14 protein-coding genes are annotated in these 15,530 nt (G+C 58.8%); 7 read left to right on the forward strand and 7 right to left on the reverse strand.

Annotation, left to right across the window (positions count from 1 at the left end):
* Window positions 1-15 precede the first annotated feature (15 nt).
* Together yedA and H8F21_RS11210 are read left to right on the forward strand one after the other, a co-directional pair.
* Entirely contained in the window at window positions 16-948 is a 933-nt protein-coding gene (yedA, locus tag H8F21_RS11205) for a drug/metabolite exporter YedA (protein ID WP_203482395.1), read from the forward strand.
* Window positions 949-1,023: 75 nt separating this feature from the next.
* Window positions 1,024-2,355, forward strand: coding sequence for a DEAD/DEAH box helicase (locus tag H8F21_RS11210; RefSeq protein WP_203482398.1), 1,332 nt, complete (start codon window positions 1,024-1,026; stop codon window positions 2,353-2,355).
* Between the two features lie 33 nt (window positions 2,356-2,388).
* On the opposite strand, the gene H8F21_RS11215 is transcribed toward H8F21_RS11210, so the two are convergent.
* Together H8F21_RS11215 and H8F21_RS11220 are read right to left on the reverse strand one after the other, a co-directional pair.
* Window positions 2,389-3,642 carry a TIGR03862 family flavoprotein gene (locus tag H8F21_RS11215; protein ID WP_203482400.1) on the reverse strand — a complete coding sequence of 418 codons (1,254 nt, stop codon included), beginning with the start codon at window positions 3,640-3,642 and terminating at the stop codon, window positions 2,389-2,391.
* A gap of 149 nt (window positions 3,643-3,791) precedes the next feature.
* Complete coding sequence (locus H8F21_RS11220; RefSeq protein WP_203482402.1) at window positions 3,792-4,706, reverse strand: histone deacetylase family protein; 915 nt, start codon at window positions 4,704-4,706, stop codon at window positions 3,792-3,794.
* A 96-nt stretch (window positions 4,707-4,802) separates the two neighbouring features.
* Between H8F21_RS11220 and H8F21_RS11225 the strand changes: the two genes are divergently transcribed.
* Window positions 4,803-5,228 (forward strand): EamA family transporter, encoded by a 426-nt coding sequence (locus tag H8F21_RS11225; protein ID WP_203482404.1) that lies wholly within the window; start codon window positions 4,803-4,805, stop codon window positions 5,226-5,228.
* On the opposite strand, the gene H8F21_RS11230 is transcribed toward H8F21_RS11225, so the two are convergent.
* Together H8F21_RS11230 and pmrG are read right to left on the reverse strand one after the other, a co-directional pair.
* On the reverse strand, window positions 5,194-6,042 hold the full coding sequence (locus H8F21_RS11230) for a phosphatase PAP2 family protein (protein WP_203482414.1): 849 nt from the start codon (window positions 6,040-6,042) through the stop codon (window positions 5,194-5,196). The genes H8F21_RS11225 and H8F21_RS11230 overlap by 35 nt on opposite strands.
* Before the next feature lie 2 nt (window positions 6,043-6,044).
* On the reverse strand, window positions 6,045-6,719 hold the full coding sequence (pmrG, locus tag H8F21_RS11235; protein WP_203584338.1) for a lipopolysaccharide core heptose(II)-phosphate phosphatase PmrG: 675 nt from the start codon (window positions 6,717-6,719) through the stop codon (window positions 6,045-6,047).
* A gap of 332 nt (window positions 6,720-7,051) precedes the next feature.
* On the opposite strand from pmrG, the gene H8F21_RS11240 reads away from it, so the two are divergent.
* The 4 genes from H8F21_RS11240 to H8F21_RS11255 all read left to right on the forward strand — a co-directional run bounded on the left by H8F21_RS11240 (window position 7,052) and on the right by H8F21_RS11255 (window position 11,478).
* Window positions 7,052-9,229, forward strand: coding sequence for a TonB-dependent receptor (locus tag H8F21_RS11240; RefSeq protein ID WP_203584339.1), 2,178 nt, complete (start codon window positions 7,052-7,054; stop codon window positions 9,227-9,229).
* Between the two features lie 139 nt (window positions 9,230-9,368).
* The gene (locus H8F21_RS11245) at window positions 9,369-9,938 is read left to right on the forward strand and encodes a GNAT family N-acetyltransferase (RefSeq protein ID WP_203482418.1); all 570 of its coding nucleotides are present in this window, start codon (window positions 9,369-9,371) and stop codon (window positions 9,936-9,938) included.
* A 77-nt stretch (window positions 9,939-10,015) separates the two neighbouring features.
* On the forward strand, window positions 10,016-10,885 hold the full coding sequence (gene tesB / locus H8F21_RS11250; RefSeq protein ID WP_136474379.1) for an acyl-CoA thioesterase II: 870 nt from the start codon (window positions 10,016-10,018) through the stop codon (window positions 10,883-10,885).
* Complete coding sequence (locus H8F21_RS11255; RefSeq protein WP_203584340.1) at window positions 10,882-11,478, forward strand: HAD family hydrolase; 597 nt, start codon at window positions 10,882-10,884, stop codon at window positions 11,476-11,478. Before tesB ends, H8F21_RS11255 begins: the two co-directional genes overlap by 4 nt.
* A gap of 7 nt (window positions 11,479-11,485) precedes the next feature.
* On the opposite strand, the gene H8F21_RS11260 is transcribed toward H8F21_RS11255, so the two are convergent.
* From H8F21_RS11260 to H8F21_RS11270, 3 genes are all read right to left on the reverse strand, one after another.
* On the reverse strand, window positions 11,486-13,954 hold the full coding sequence (locus tag H8F21_RS11260) for a TonB-dependent siderophore receptor (RefSeq protein WP_203584341.1): 2,469 nt from the start codon (window positions 13,952-13,954) through the stop codon (window positions 11,486-11,488).
* Window positions 13,955-14,058: 104 nt separating this feature from the next.
* Window positions 14,059-15,006 (reverse strand): FecR domain-containing protein, encoded by a 948-nt coding sequence (locus H8F21_RS11265; RefSeq protein WP_203584342.1) that lies wholly within the window; start codon window positions 15,004-15,006, stop codon window positions 14,059-14,061.
* The gene (locus H8F21_RS11270; protein WP_203482425.1) at window positions 15,007-15,507 is read right to left on the reverse strand and encodes a sigma-70 family RNA polymerase sigma factor; all 501 of its coding nucleotides are present in this window, start codon (window positions 15,505-15,507) and stop codon (window positions 15,007-15,009) included.
* Between the last annotated feature and the right edge of the window lie 23 nt (window positions 15,508-15,530).

The following is a 15,530-nucleotide window of genomic DNA, read 5'->3' on the forward strand; positions in this document are numbered from 1 at the left end:
GATTTCGAGTCCCCCATGACTGCCTCTCGTCGCTTTCCCTTGGTCCTAATAGGCGCCTTCCTTGCGCTGTACCTGGTATGGGGCTCGACCTATCTGGTTATCCGAATTGGTGTGGAGTCCTGGCCACCGCTGTTGATGGCGGGTGTACGCTTTGTGATTGCCGGTACCCTGTTGTATGGCTTTCTGCGCTGGCGCGGTGTGCCTGCGCCGACCTGGCCGCAATGGCGCGCAGCAGGGGTGATCGGTTTTCTCTTGCTCAGTTGCGGCAATGGCGGGGTGACCTTGGCTGAACATGCCGGGGTTGCATCCGGCGTTGCAGCGCTGGCGGTGGCCACCGTGCCACTGTTCACCTTGGTGTTCGGCCTGTTCTGGGGGCAACGCAACACGCGTTTGGAGTGGGCTGGAATATTTCTTGGGCTGGTGGGTATTGCCATGCTCAACCTGGGTTCGAACCTGCAGGCCAGCCCCATGGGCGCGGCGCTGATTCTGTTCGCTGCCGCCTCCTGGGCGTTCGGCTCGGTCTGGAGCAAGAGCCTGCCGCTGCCTCAAGGGGCGATGGCCAGTGCTGCCGAAATGCTCGTGGGTGGTGTAGCCCTGCTTCTGGGTAGCGCCTTGAGCGGTGAGCGCATGACCCAAATGCCCACCGCTGCCGGTTGGGGGGCGTTGGCGTATCTGGTGTTCTTCGGTTCGATCCTGGCTTTCAGCGCCTATATGTATCTGCTCAAGCATGTACGTCCGGCGGCCGCTACCAGCTACGCCTACGTCAACCCGGCCGTGGCGGTGTTGCTGGGGATTTTGTTTGCCGGCGAGCAAATCGGCTTTGAGGAGTGTGTGGCTATGGCGGTCATCATCAGTGCAGTGGTGCTGATCGGTCTGCCGCAGTGGCGCAAGCCGAAAATCGCGGTCAGCAAGGCGTCAGAGCAGGTGGACGGCGAGCTGTGCAAGTAACCGAGGTTTGTCAGGAAGGTGTCGGCGGAACAAGGTAAACTTGCGCCATTGCTGAATTTCCCTGACGGTACTGCCATGACATTCGCCAAACTTGGCCTGATTGAACCCTTGCTGCGCGCGCTTGAGCGCCTGGACTACAACACCCCGACGCCCGTCCAGGCCCAGGCCATTCCCGCCGTTTTGGCCGGCCGTGACCTGATGGCTGCGGCCCAGACAGGCACTGGCAAGACTGCAGGCTTCGCCCTGCCGCTGTTGCAGCGCCTGACCCTGGAAGGTGCCAAGGTCAGCAGCAATTCGGTTCGCGCCCTGGTGCTGGTACCCACTCGCGAACTGGCCGAGCAGGTACACAGCAACATCCGCGACTACGCCGAGCATTTGCCGTTGACCACTTATGCGGTGTACGGCGGGGTCAGCATCAACCCGCAAATGATGAAGCTGCGTAAAGGTATCGATCTGCTGGTGGCCACGCCGGGACGTTTGCTCGATCTGTTCCGTCAGAATGCGGTGAAGTTCAACCAGCTCCAGGCGTTGGTCCTGGACGAAGCGGATCGCATGCTTGACCTGGGGTTCGCCGAGGAGCTGCGCGCGGTGTACGCCGCGTTGCCGGCTCGCCGTCAAACCTTGCTGTTTTCGGCCACGTTTTCTGATGAGATCCGCTTGCTGGCGGAGCAAACCCTGAATGATCCGCTGAGCATCGAAGTCAGCCCGCGCAACGTTGCTGCAAGTTCCGTGAAACAGTGGATCGTGCCTGTGGATAAAAAGCGCAAGCCGGAACTGTTCAGCCACTTGCTGCGCAAGCAGCGCTGGAAGCAGGTGCTGGTTTTCGCCAAGACCCGCAATGGCGTCGATCAACTGGTTGAGCGCCTGCGCGGCCAGGGTGTGAACGCTGACGGTATCCATGGTGATAAACCTCAAGCGACTCGCCAGCGTGCCCTCGACAGCTTTAAAGCGCGCGAAATCCAGATTCTTGTGGCGACCGACGTAGCGGCACGTGGGCTGGACATCGAAGACCTGCCGCTGGTGGTCAACTTCGATCTGCCGATCGTGGCTGAAGACTACATCCACCGTATCGGCCGCACGGGGCGGGCGGGCAATACCGGTGAGGCGATCTCATTGGTATGTGCCGATGAAGTGCAAATGCTTTCGGCTATCGAGATGCTCACGCGTAAAACCTTGCCGCGCCACGAAGAGCCGGACTTCATTCCTGATCACAAGGTGCCGATGACTGACGCCAGTGGGCAGGTGTTGAAGAAGCCCAAGAAGCCGAAGAAACCCAAGGAAAGCAGCAGCAAGCGCAGCCTAGGGCGCTGGACGGACAGCGGCGATACACCCGCAGCGGCGCCAGCAGCCAAGCCTGTGCGCAAAGTCCCGACGTTCAATACCGGGCCGCGTAAGCGTAAGCCTTGAGATTGTTATCGCGGGGCATGCCCGCTCCTACAGTTATCGGCTGTGGGGGCGGGTCGTGTTGAGCCAATCCAGCACGCCAAGTCCCGCCTTGCGCCCACTGGCAAAGCACGCCGTCAGCAGATAGCCGCCAGTGGGTGCTTCCCAATCAAGCATCTCACCGGCGCAGAACACCCCCGGCATCGCCTTGAGCATCAGTTGCTCATCCATCGCTGCAAAGACAACGCCGCCAGCCGTGCTGATGGCTTCGTCAAGAGGGCGAGGGCGTACCAGCACGATAGGCAGCGCCTTGATCGCCTGGGCCAGCAGTATCGGATCGGCAAACGTTGGCGCATTGGTCAGTTCACGCAACAACGCTGCCTTGACCCCATCCAGGCCCAACTGGCTGTGCAGATGCTTGGCCATCGAGCGCGAGCCACGGGGTTTGCTCAGGGCCTGGTGAATGTTATCCACAGTGCGATTGGGTAGCAGATCGAGGAGCACGGTGGCACTGCCAGTACGGTTGATCGTTTCGCGTATTTGCGCTGACCACGCGTACACCAGGCTACCTTCCAAGCCTTGGCCGGTGACAATGCACTCGCCCAGGCGAGGAATATGGCCGGCGAGGCTGAGGGCGATGTTTTTCAGCGGAGCGCCCGCAAACTTGCTTTTGAGCAGGTCACTCCAGGCATGCACCTCGAAGCCACTGTTGGCTGCCTGCAAGGGCGCAACCTGCACCCCTTTATCCACAAGCCACGGCAACCAGGCAGCGTCGGAACCCAGGCGTGCCCAACTGCCGCCACCCAGGGCCAGGACGGTGGCGGTAGGGGTGAGCGCCAGCTCTCCCTGTGGATAAGAAATCCGCAAGCTGCCGTCGCCATTCCAGCCAAGCCAGCGATGGCGGGTGTGGATAACTACCCCGCCGTCACGCAGACGCTTGAGCCAGGCGCGCAGTAGCGGCGCGGCTTTCATTTCACGGGGAAAGACCCGGCCAGAGCTGCCAACAAAGGTTTCGATACCCAGGTCGTGAATCCACTGGCGCAGGTTATCGGCGTTGAAACCGTCGAGCAGCGTCGCGATTTCATTGGAGCGTTCGGCGTAACGCGATACAAAGGCCGGGTAGGGCTCGGAGTGAGTGATGTTCATGCCGCCCACTCCGGCCAGGAGAAACTTTCTTCCTACCGATGGCATGGCGTCGTAGACATCCACTGCAACGCCAGCCTGAGCGAGTACCTCGGCGGCCATCAACCCGGCGGGCCCGCCTCCGATAATGGCAACGTGTGGGCGATTGGCGCAGGAAGTGTCGGTCATGGTGGGCTGCAAGCTGGAAAAAAGTGCCGGCATTCTACCTCAGCGCGGCCGAGGGAAGCACTGTTCAAAAAACGTACAGTTGCTTCAAGCCCAAGCTGGCAAGGGGTTCCAGTGGCTTTCACTCAGGTTATCCACAGGCGGTTCCACAGTCATTGTGAGTAACCCAGCACCCGACTTGCACTGTGGTGAAGGATGCCGTGGCGGCGCGCCAAGGCGTGACGGTCTTTGCTGTAGCCACCACCGATGACCCCAACGACCGGAATATCGCGGCCCAGGCACTGGCGCAGTACCTGTTCATCGCGGGCGGCGACACCTTCGTCAGTCAGTTGCAGGTACCCGAGTGCATCGTCCTTATGCACATCGACTCCAGCGTCATACAACACCAGGTCCGGGCGGTACAGCGGCAGCAGGTAGTTCAGGGCGTCTTCCACCACCTTCAAGTAGGCTTGGTCGCCCATGCCTCGCGGCAGCGGAATATCCCAATCACTCTGCGCCTTGCGAGCCGGGAAATTCTGTTCGCAGTGCAGGGACACGGTAATTGCGTCTGGGGTGTCGTGAAGAATGCGGGCGGTGCCGTCGCCTTGGTGCACGTCACAATCGAAGATCAGCACCTTGTGCACGCGACCGGCTTCGAGTAGGTAATGACTGATAACCGCCAGGTCGTTGAAAATGCAAAAGCCGGCAGGGTGGTCGTAATGAGCATGATGAGTGCCCCCGGCCAGATGACAGGCGATGCCATGCTCCAACGCCTGCTCGGCGGCCAGCAAAGAACCACCGACTGCCCTTACGGTACGTTGCGCCAAGGCTTCGCTCCAGGGCAGGCCAAGGCGGCGCTGGTCCTCGCGGGATAACTCGCCATTCATGTAGCGCTCGATGTAACCACGGTCGTGGGCCAGGGCGAGAATATCGTTGGGGCAGATCTGCGGGCGCAGCAGCGCCTGGTCGGTAGTTAGGCCGCTTTCGATCAGGTGATCGCGCAGCAGGCGGAACTTGTCCATCGGAAAGCGATGCTCGGCAGGAAATGCCGGACTGTAGTCGTCGTGGTAGATCAGCGGCAGCGGCATGACAAATTCTTGAGCAGAGTAGAGACCGATCTTGCCAGTTGCGGTTGCCCTTGCGCTACTTTGTAGAAAGCACAACTTTCAACAAAGGGCGCTTGCATGCTGGCTTCCTGGACATTCTGGGCGATTCTCTCCGCTGTTTTTGCGGCGTTGACGGCTATTTTTGCCAAGGTCGGCATCAGCGGCATCAATTCCGATTTCGCCACCCTGCTGCGCACCGTGGTGGTGTTGATCAGCCTGGCATTGATTCTCTACGCCACGGGCCAGTACCAGTCGCTGGGATCGATTTCCCCACGCAGCTACGCGTTTCTGGTGTTGTCGGGGTTAGCGACAGGCGCCTCGTGGATTTGTTATTTCCGAGCCTTGCAGTTGGGGCAGGCCTCGCAGGTTGCCCCTGTGGATAAACTCAGCGTAGTGCTGGTCGCCGTGCTGGGCGTAACCTTGCTCGGTGAGAGGCTCGACCTGCGTCAATGGGCGGGTATCAGCTTGATTACTCTGGGCGTAGTGATGCTGGCATGGCGCTGACGCTGAGGGTCGGCAGTATTTTCGGCGGGCGCAAAGCGGGCGCTTGAAGCGCGAGCCTGCCGTAGAAAAACAGGGCCGTCAGCCATGAGCTGAGCCAAACGAAAATGCCTGCCCAGAAGGTGTGCGACATGTAGTGCCAGCCTTGCAATACGCGGGTGGTGCCGTAGACGAAACCCACCAGCAGAATCGCCACCAGAAGTTTACGAGCCTGCTGCCAGCGGTAACGCAGGGCGACAAAGTACAGCGCCAGCAAGGTAAAGCCGCTGGAAGCATGTCCGCCCGGCCAGCATCGTCCCTCACCGGCCTTGCTGAACCAGGTGAAGTTTTCATACCACTCGGTACGCAACTGCGAACCGCCATACAACGTGGTTTCTACCGGACAGTACACGCTGGTATGGCTTTTGAGGTAATGGATCACTGTGGTGCTCAGCGCAAAGGCCACCACCACATAAAGAAAGTCCCGCCGATGCTTGGCGCTCAAGCGCAGCACAGGGGTGATGCGCAAGCTTTGCAGCGCGCGGCTGTTGGCTGCCCGAGGATATTTGGCCAGCAGTGGCCAGATAAATGACAACAGCGCACCGATAATGGCTGCTTCCCCGGTCCAGTTCGGCAGAATTCGCGGCCACTTGTGAGTAACTTTTTCAAACCACTGATTATGCAGGAGCGGGAACTGACCCGTTGTCGGGTCCAGCAACAGGTTACTGATCAGGCGATCCAGCTGGGTCAGGTCAAACAGAACAAAAACCATCCCGGCGAGTAACAACGGAACGCCCAGGTTTGTCAGGTAGAAGGCTTTTCGCGAGGGGGCGTGCATGGTTACGTCCGTGTGCTGTTCAGGAGTTTTTTCCATTCACTGGCATTCATCTGGCCGAGGATTTTCGGTGTGCCGTTCGCGCTGACCGAGACGAACAGTGCACTGGCGTATTCGCTGGAGCGCAGGCCGCCAGGAACCTTCAGTTGGCGTTGCACGTGGTCGATGCAACCGCTATGGGTCACCAGCACCAGATTGTGATTTGGCGACTTGTGTGCCAACGCTGAGTCGGCGAAGTCCTGGTCGCACGCTTTAACCCAGTCTTCACTGCCAATTGCCTTGCCGAAGATAAAGTGTGCGGTCTGTTGCGTTCTGATCTCTGGGCTACTGAGTACCTCGGCGTCGGCAAGCCCGAGTTGCTTTAGACCCGCGCCAACATCACTGGCTGCCTTGCTGCCGGCCACGGTAATGCCGCTCGGATCACCAAGGCAGGCATCGCTTGAGCGGTCACAGCGCTCGGCGTGTCGAATCAGCACGATCACCGCACCCTTGGACCATTCACGGTAAACACCGCTGCTGCGCATTTGATTGTCACTGCCTAAGTCCACAATAAGCGTTCTCGTTGATGCCCATGTGGTGAGGGTGGCCAGCGCGAGCATGATGCTCAGGCCGATGAACATCGTTTTGACAGTGAGTAAACGTCGTCGCTTGAATGATTTCTGCGCGGTGTCTGACAGCATGCGGCTACTCCGTAATGCGGAACTGAATGGGGTGATAGCCGGGGTAGGGTATGCACCACTGATAGGGCCGCACTGTAGGCGGCAGCCCGTGGTGAGCAGGTGAAGTGGATGTGAAAAAAATCTTGAAGTGATGAACGTTATCAAGGGGTTTGTCGAAGTGCCCAAAGGGGGGGCAAGTTGCCGGCCTGTAACTGAATATATGTAACTAGATATATGTAACTTGGCGGTAAATAGAAATATCCTGTTACTCGGAGTAAATAACGTAAATTTGCTTCATTTGATAATTGCTCGTAAATAGCATTGCGCATCATTTTCTGATGCTGGCAATCCTAATGGCACATAAAGCGGAAACAACACGTCGTTCTGATACAGGTCATCTTTACACTGCACTAGGTTTGGCAGTGGCTTCCTGGTCTTCTGTCAGCTTGGCTGAAACTTCTAACAACGCGAGCAACTCTGCAGCGGTGGAGTTGGAAGCCACTGATATCACCAGTACGCATCATGAAACTTTTAAAGTCGATGAAATGTCATCGCCTAAGTTCACCGCGCCACTTCGAGAAACACCCAAGTCAATCACTATTATTAATGAGGCCTTGATCAAAGAGCGTGCTGCAACGTCGCTGACAGATGTATTGCGCACTACGCCCGGCATCACCTTGGGTGCGGGTGAAGGCGGTACGCCACTTGGGGATCGCCCGTTTATCCGTGGTTTTGAAGCCAGTACCGATATTCAGATTGATGGCGTGCGCGACCTGGGGCGGATGTCCCATGAAGCGTTTAACGTCGATTCTGTAGAAATCGTCAAAGGGCCAGGCTCAGCCTATAGCGGTCGGGGCTCAACCGGTGGCTCGATCAACCTGGTAAGCAAGACGGCCAAGGCTGAAGATTTTGTCGCCGGCAGCATTACTATGGGTACCGACCAACTGTGGCGCAACACGGTTGATATCAACCAGTACCTGCCTGAGCAGGACCTGGCTCTGCGTCTTAATGCAATGAAGCACGAAGCCGATACACCGGGTCGTGATGACGTTGAAGTAAAGCGCTGGGGCATCGCTCCAACCATCACTTGGGGTTTGCAAGGTCCTACTCGCGTCACTGCCAGTTACTATCATCTTGAAACCGATGACATTCCCGATCAGGGCCATCCTATTTCGTTGATCACTAACAAACCGGTTAAGGTTGATCGCGACAACTTCTACGGTTTGGTCGATCGTGATTTCCGAAAAACGTCTGCTGATTTGGCGACGTTAATTGTCGAGCACGACTTTAGTGAGCAACTGACGGTACGAAACACCTTGCGGGGTGGTCGTAGCATGCAGAACTATGTGATGAGCCGTCCGGTTTTTGCCAACGTCGGGCAAGAAGAAAGCGGACTGGTGGGGCGTGGCTTCCGCCCGCGAAACGTGGTCAATACGTCACTGATCAACCAGACGGATCTGTTTGGCACTTTCCAAACGGGCGATATCAAGCACACCTATGCCACGGGCTTGGAACTCAGTCGCGAAACCATCACTGACAAAGACAAACACAAGGGAAATAACGGCATTCCCGCGGATCTGGAAAACCCCAACCCCCATGATGGCGGCTGGACACTGTTGCCTGGCACCGGCGAGGTCACCAGCAAGAACCAGACTGAGGTGAAGTCGCTGTATGTCTTCGACACCTTGGGGCTGCACGAGCAGTGGGACCTGAACCTGGGCCTGCGCTATGACGACTATGACGTAAAAAATCGGGTTGCTGGTGGTGCGGAGTCGTCCAGTGAGCTTTGGAACTATCAAGTTGGCGTGGTGTTCAAGCCGCTGCCTAACGGCAGCATCTACCTGTCTTACGGCACGTCGTCCAATCCATCGGGCGAAAACACCCAGTCTGGCGGTGCTGATGGCGCGGGTGCCGGTAACCTGAACGGTAACAAGGCCAATCTGGACCCGGAAAAAGCTCGCAGTGTAGAACTGGGTACCAAGTGGGATGTGTTCAACGAACAGCTGTCCTTGACCGCAGCAGTGTTCCGCACCGAAAAAACCAACGCTCGCATCACGGACCCAATCACTGGCTTCGTGACGCTTGATGGCGACCAGAAGGTAACGGGTATCGAGCTTGGTGCAACTGGGCGAATTACCGATGCCTGGGCTGTCTGGGCCGGGTATACCTACCTGGATGCCGAAGTGGTGAAGTCGGGCGGTGACGGTAGCAACGATGGCAACCAGTCCAAGTTCATCGCACCCAACAGCTTTAGCGTGTGGAGCTCCTACGACATCACTGACCGGTGGACCGTCGGGGCCGGAGCCAACTACATGGATGAGCGCTACATGAACGATGCCAACACGGTCACCATCGATGACTACTGGCGCTACGATGCTATGGTTGGCTACAAAGTGAACAAAAACCTCGACCTGCAGCTCAACGTCCTTAACCTGACCGACGAAACCATCTACGACGCGTCCCATGTCGGACTATTTGCCACTGTGGCACCCGGTCGGTCAGCGGAGATGACTGCAAACTTCAAGTTCTAATTACTCCCGCCCTGAATGACTCGACAGTGATGGTTCAGGCCATGGCTGTCGAGACTGCGAATTTTTTTCTGCATGATCGCCCTGCTTTTTTGAATCTGCCTACTCTGTAAACTGCAGGTGAAGCATTCAGGAGCTGGCAATGACCCCCATACTCGAACTGGAAAGCGCGCGACTCGTGCTGCGCCAATGGCAGGACGATGACCTCGCCGAGTTCGCCGCCATGTGTGCCGACCCTCAGGTGATGCGCTATTTTCCTGCCCCGCTGACGCGCGTGGAAAGCGCGGCGCTTATTGGGCGTATTCGTGGGCATTTCAATGAGTACGGCTTCGGCTTGTGGGCGTTGGAACGCAAGGACTCGGGGGCCTTCATCGGCATGACGGGCCTGCTCAATGTCAGTTTCGATGCTCACTTCACCCCGGCGGTGGAAATCGGCTGGCGCCTGGCTCGGCGGCATTGGGGCTTGGGGTTTGCCAGTGAGGCAGCCTGGACCAGCTTGCGCTGTGCATTCGCCCAACTGGGGTTGGAGCAGGTGGTGTCGTTCACCACCGAAAGTAACTTGCCATCACAAAAGGTCATGCAAGCCATTGGTATGCAGCAGGACGTCGGCGGCCACTTCCTCCACCCCAAGCTTCCGGAGTTTCATCCACTGCGTCCCCATGTGCTGTACCGCATCAGTCGTGCCCAGTGGCAGCAGACCCTGCGCGGCTGAATTGCACAACATACGGGGCAGCTATGACAAACCCTGTATCATTTGTCGCAGTTGCGCATTGCTTTGGAGAATCTTGAATGAGCCACGTGTTGGACGATCTGGTCGACCTGTTGAGTCTGGAAGCTATCGAGGAAAACCTGTTCCGCGGACGGAGCCAGGACTTGGGCTTTCGTCAGTTGTACGGTGGCCAGGTACTGGGTCAGTCGTTGTCGGCGGCCAGTCAGACGGTCGAAGAAGCACGTCACGTGCACTCGTTGCATGGCTATTTTTTGCGTCCGGGGGATGCGGCGATGCCGGTGGTCTATTCGGTAGATCGCGTGCGTGATGGCGGCAGCTTCAGTACTCGGCGGGTGACGGCTATTCAGAAAGGTCAGCCGATTTTCACCTGCAGCGCTTCGTTCCAGTATGACGAAGAAGGCTTTGAGCATCAGACACCGATGCCGACTGTGGTTGGCCCGGAGAATCTGCCCTCGGAGGTGGAGTTGTTCAAGCGCATGGCCGATCGCCTGCCTGAGTCGATTCGCGACAAGATGCTCTGCGCCAAGCCCATCGAGATGCGTCCGGTTACTGAAGAAGATCCGTTCGATCCCAAACCCGGTGACCCGGTCAAGTACATCTGGTTCCGTGCCGACGGCACGTTGCCGGACGTACCGGCGCTGCACAAATACATGCTCGCCTATGCCTCGGATTTCGGACTGTTGACGACGTCGTTGCTGCCTCATGGCAAATCGGTGTGGCAGAAAGATATGCAGATCGCCAGCCTCGATCATTCGCTGTGGTTCCACGGCAACCTCAGGGCTGACGAGTGGCTGCTGTATGCCATGGACAGTCCCTGGGCGGGCAATGCGCGTGGTTTTTCCCGCGGGAGTATTTTCAATCAGGCTGGGCAACTGGTTGCCTCGTCCTGTCAGGAAGGTTTGATTCGCCATCGCAAGGACTGGGCATGAGCCTGACAGCTATCCGCCATTGGGTATTCGACATGGACGGCACCTTGACCGTTGCCGTGCATGACTTCGCCGCGATTCGCGAGGCCCTGGAGATTCCGCCGAGCGACGATATCCTCACCCACCTGGCGGCGCTGCCTGCCGCCGAAGCTGCGGCCAAGCACGCCTGGTTGCTTGAGCACGAGCGCGATCTGGCCATCGGTTCGCAGGCGGCGGTCGGCGCCGTGGAGCTGGTGCGTGAGCTTGCCGGGCGCGGTTGCCAATTGGGTATTCTCACCCGCAATGCGCGTGAACTGGCCCATGTAACGCTGCAAGCCATTGGCCTGGCTGACTGCTTTGCCGAGCAGTATGTGCTTGGGCGGGACGAAGCGCCGCCCAAGCCAGATCCAGGTGGCCTGCTGAAGCTGGCCGAGGCCTGGAATGTGGCGCCAACCGAGATGGTCATGGTGGGGGATTACCGTTTCGATCTCGATTGCGGTCGGGCTGCGGGTTCGCGAACCATCCTGGTCAACCTGCCGGACAACCCCTGGCCGGAGTTGACCGACTGGCATGCGGCGGATTGCCGGGCGCTGCAGGCCTTGTTGCGTCAGGGCTGAAGCCCGGTCAGAAGTCCCAGCGCGTGGTCAGCATTACATTGCGTGGCTCGCCATAGTAGGTGGTGTCGAAGTTGCCCAGGCCACTCAGGTAGCGCTTGTCAAAGACGTTGTTGGCATTGACGGTAAAGCTCAGGTGTTCGTCGTACTGGTAGCGGGTCATCAGGTCGACAAGGGTGTAGCCACCTTGTTTGATATAGGTGTAGTCCTGGGCCGCATAGCTATAGATCTTGCCGTAGAACGCGCTTTGCCAGTTCACCCCGCCACCCACGGTGACTTTGTCCAATACGCCTGGCAGGCGGTAGGTGCTGAACACGCGCACCAGGTGTTCAGGCTTGCTGGTGCTCATCGGGAAGCCGTAGACGTGTTGCTCGTCCGCGTCCCGGGAGCGGGCATAGGTGTAGCCGGCCGAGAGGTTCCAGCCCTCCATCAGTTCGCCCGCCAGCTCCAGTTCCACACCTTTGGTAGTAACACCGCTGGTGGACTTGTAGATACCTTCGCCGGTTTGTGGGTTGGTGCCGATGGACTCGGCGATGTTGTCCTGTTCAATACGGAACACTGCCAGGCTGGCGTTGAGCCTGCCGTCGAAGTAGGCCGCCTTCAGGCCCGCTTCATAACTATCGCCTTCGACCGGATCGAGAGTTGCGCCGTTGCTGTCCTTGTTGCTTTGCGGCTGATAGATCGAGGTGTAGCTGGTGTATACCGAGTAGGTGTCGTCCAGGTCATACACAACGCCCGCGTAAGGTGTGACCACGCCGTGTTGCTTGTAGCTGGTCGAACTGTCCGCGAAAATCGGATTCAAGCCATCGTAGTCATAGTTGTCGCTGTACTTGAACGTACTGACCCGGGTGCCGAGGATTACCGAAAGGTCATCTGTCGGGCGCAGGCGGGTAGCGATGTAAGCACCGTTCTGGCTCTTTTTCTGCTCGTACTTACCGTTCTTGGGGAAGTCAGGCACGGCGAGGTCGCCGTTCCATTCAAAGATACTGCCCGGTACAAGACCGCCGCCGCTGGTATCCCACGTAGCGCCGGTCTGGCGCGAGTTGGAGGTGCTGAAGCCGACCACCAGGTCGTGTTGACGCCCGAACAGTGAGAAGGGGCCGGAAACGTTCACGTCAGCGCTGTTCTGCACCCGGTGGCCTTCCCAGCGCCCCCAGATAATACCCATGCCGTTGCCGGCGCGATCTGGAGAGCCGAAGGCGGATGCCAGGCGCGTGTCGTGGTCGCTCTGCAGCTGGTTGACACTGAACTTGAGCGACCAGTCGTTGGCCAATGCCTGTTCCAGGGAGGCGAAGTAGGTGCGGTTGTCGAAGTCCCGACGGCTCCAATCGGCACCGGTGTTCAGCGACCGCGGAAAATCAGTCCGGCCGCCATCGGTGTAGTACACCGGATTGCCGGTCCATGATGTGCCACGCGGGGTGGTGGTTTGCTGGTCGATGCCAACGGTCAGCAGCGTGTCGGGCGTAATGTCGGCTTCAAGAATGCCGTAATACACCTCTTTCTTTTGCTGGTAGTGATCCTGGTAGCCGTTCTTGTCCTGCTTTGCCCCGACGAAGCGGCCACGCAGCGTGCCAGTGCTGTTCAGTGGACCGGAAACATCGCCTTCGCCGCGGTAGTTGTCCCAGCTGCCAGCACTGCCGGTGATCGAGGCCTGAAACGCTGCGGTGGGCTTTTTACGGATCAGGTTGACCGTGGCAGAGGGGTCGCCGGAGCCTGTCATCAGGCCGGTTGCGCCCTTGAGTACTTCGACCCGGTCGTAGATAGCCATGTCGACATGCGCGGTGCCTTCGCCATACACGCCGTCGTAAATGGTGTTGACGCCGTCGTATTGATAGTTGGTGATCACCAGGCCGCGGCTGGTGAACTCGACCCGGTCGCTGTCGTAGGTCTGGGCGGAGACGCCTGGGGTGTTGTTGAGGACGTCGGCGATGCTCTGGGCACCTTGGTCATCCATCATTTGCCGGGTGACGACGGTGATTGTCTGCGGCGTTTCGCGAATCGACAGCGGCAGCTTGGTGGCGGTACGGGAGGCGGCAGTGGTGTAGGAGCCGGTGTTTTCCGTGGTTTCACCCAGCAGTTGGCCGTTGATACTGGTTGCCCCCAGTTCCAGCGCATTGCCATTGCTGACCGGCACCAGTACATAACCACCGTTGCTCTGACGTTGAGCCTGCAGCCCGCTGCCCTGAAGCAGGCGCGCCAGGCCTTCTTCCACCGAGTAGTTGCCTTGCAGACCAGCCGATTGCTTGCCCTGTGTCTGGCGCGCATCGAACGACAGGGTGATGTTGGTGAAGGTGGCGAACAAACTCAGGTTTGTGCCCAGCGCCCCCGGCGCAATCTGAAAGTTCTTGCTGGCGCTCTGTGCCATGGCTTGGGTAGGTATCAGCGTCAACATTGGCAGCGGCGCCAGGGTCAGGCCAAACAACGCCAGGTGGACGGCGCGAACCAGAGGGCGGGGTGCCCGGGGGCAAGTACGGGACATGCAGGTTTCCTTCGATTGGCGGGGCAGAGTGGCAGCTGAATTTGCTGCTTTAACTGCGTAGCCGAATGAGAATGAAAATCGGAAACCCTGATAAAGGTTTTTTTTCAGGCCGGTTCAATGCTGACCCAATAGCGCGTCAAATAGCGCACCTGAACAGGCAGGGAGGCACTGAGGTTTTCCAGGATGGTGTCGCTGTCGTCGATGCGAAAGGCCCCGGACAAACGCAGGTTGGCAATGCTGTCGGCGCAGCGCAGCACGCCCGGTCGGTAGCGCCGCAGCTCGCTGACAAAGTCGGCCAGCCGCCACTCGATCACCGTCAGCATTCCCTGGGTCCAGGCGCCAGTGCCTGGGGCTGCCAGGTGGGCTGCGCTGAGGTTTTGGCGGTCGAAGCTTGCTGCCTGCCCGGCTTCAAGGCGCAACATGAGCAGGGGGCTATCCATTGGCCGGATTTCCACTGCATGCTCGAGGACGCTCACTTCACTTTTGCCATTGTCGCTGCGCACGCTGAACCGTGTGCCCAGCGCGCGCACGCGACCTTCGGCGGTTTGTACCGCGAAGGGGCGGGCACCCGGATCGCTCGCTGTTTGCACCATGATCTCGCCTTGGTGCAGACGCAACAGACGCTGTTGGCCGTCGTAGAGGATATCCACCGCGCTGTCGCTGTTGAGATGCAACTGGCTGCCATCACTGAGCCTGACTTGGCGGCGTTGTCCTTTTCCGGTTCGCAGTTCGGCCATCAGTGCCTGGCCGGGTGTGCTTTCGTGCACGGCCCAACCGCTAGCGCCAACGGCCATGAGCATGGCCAGGGTTTTAATGACTGCGCGGCGACGTGCGCGTACACCGTTAAGTGTCGGCATGGCGATATCGGCGGGAAGGCTGCCGAACTGGCGCTGCAGTTTTTCTACCCGCGCCCAGGCCTGGGCATGGGCCTGGCTTTTACCCAGCCAGTCTTGCCAGGCCTGCAGCTGGGCGTCATTGGGTTGTCCGGCGTTGAGCTGCACGTACCAGGTTGCAGCGGCTTCCAGGGTGCGGTAATCCAGGGAATGAGCCATTCAGTCGTCCGTCAGCAGCAGGCAATGGGTCATGGCGCGGATCAGGTGCTTTTTGACGGTAGTGACCGAAACGCCTACACGCTCGGCGGTGGCCACATAGTTCAGGCCCTCAAGTTGCACCGCGAGGAAAATACGTCGAGTACGCTCGCCCATGCCATCGAGCAGTGTGTCCACGGCGACCAGGGTCTCAAGGATCAGCAAGCGGGTTTCCGGTGAGTCGGCCAGGCGCTCCGGGCGGTGGGCCAGCTCGGCAAGATACGCCTGTTCCAAGGCTTTGCGTCGGAACTTGTCGATCATCAGTGCATGGGCAATGGCGCCCAAATAGCTACGCGGCTCGCGGATGGTTTGGGCATTACGCGCGGTCAGCACCCGGATGAACGTGTCCTGAGCGAGGTCTGCGGCATCGCTGGAGTTGCCCAGGCGTGAGCATAACCAGCTTTTCAGCCAGCCATGGTGTTCGCTATAGAGCGTATGCAAAGCAGCATGATCGGGAGCGGACATAAACGGTAACTAACGCAGTAACT

Origin of the sequence: Pseudomonas arcuscaelestis, assembly GCF_016881005.1 — a bacterium.
Classification (GTDB): domain Bacteria; phylum Pseudomonadota; class Gammaproteobacteria; order Pseudomonadales; family Pseudomonadaceae; genus Aquipseudomonas; species Aquipseudomonas arcuscaelestis.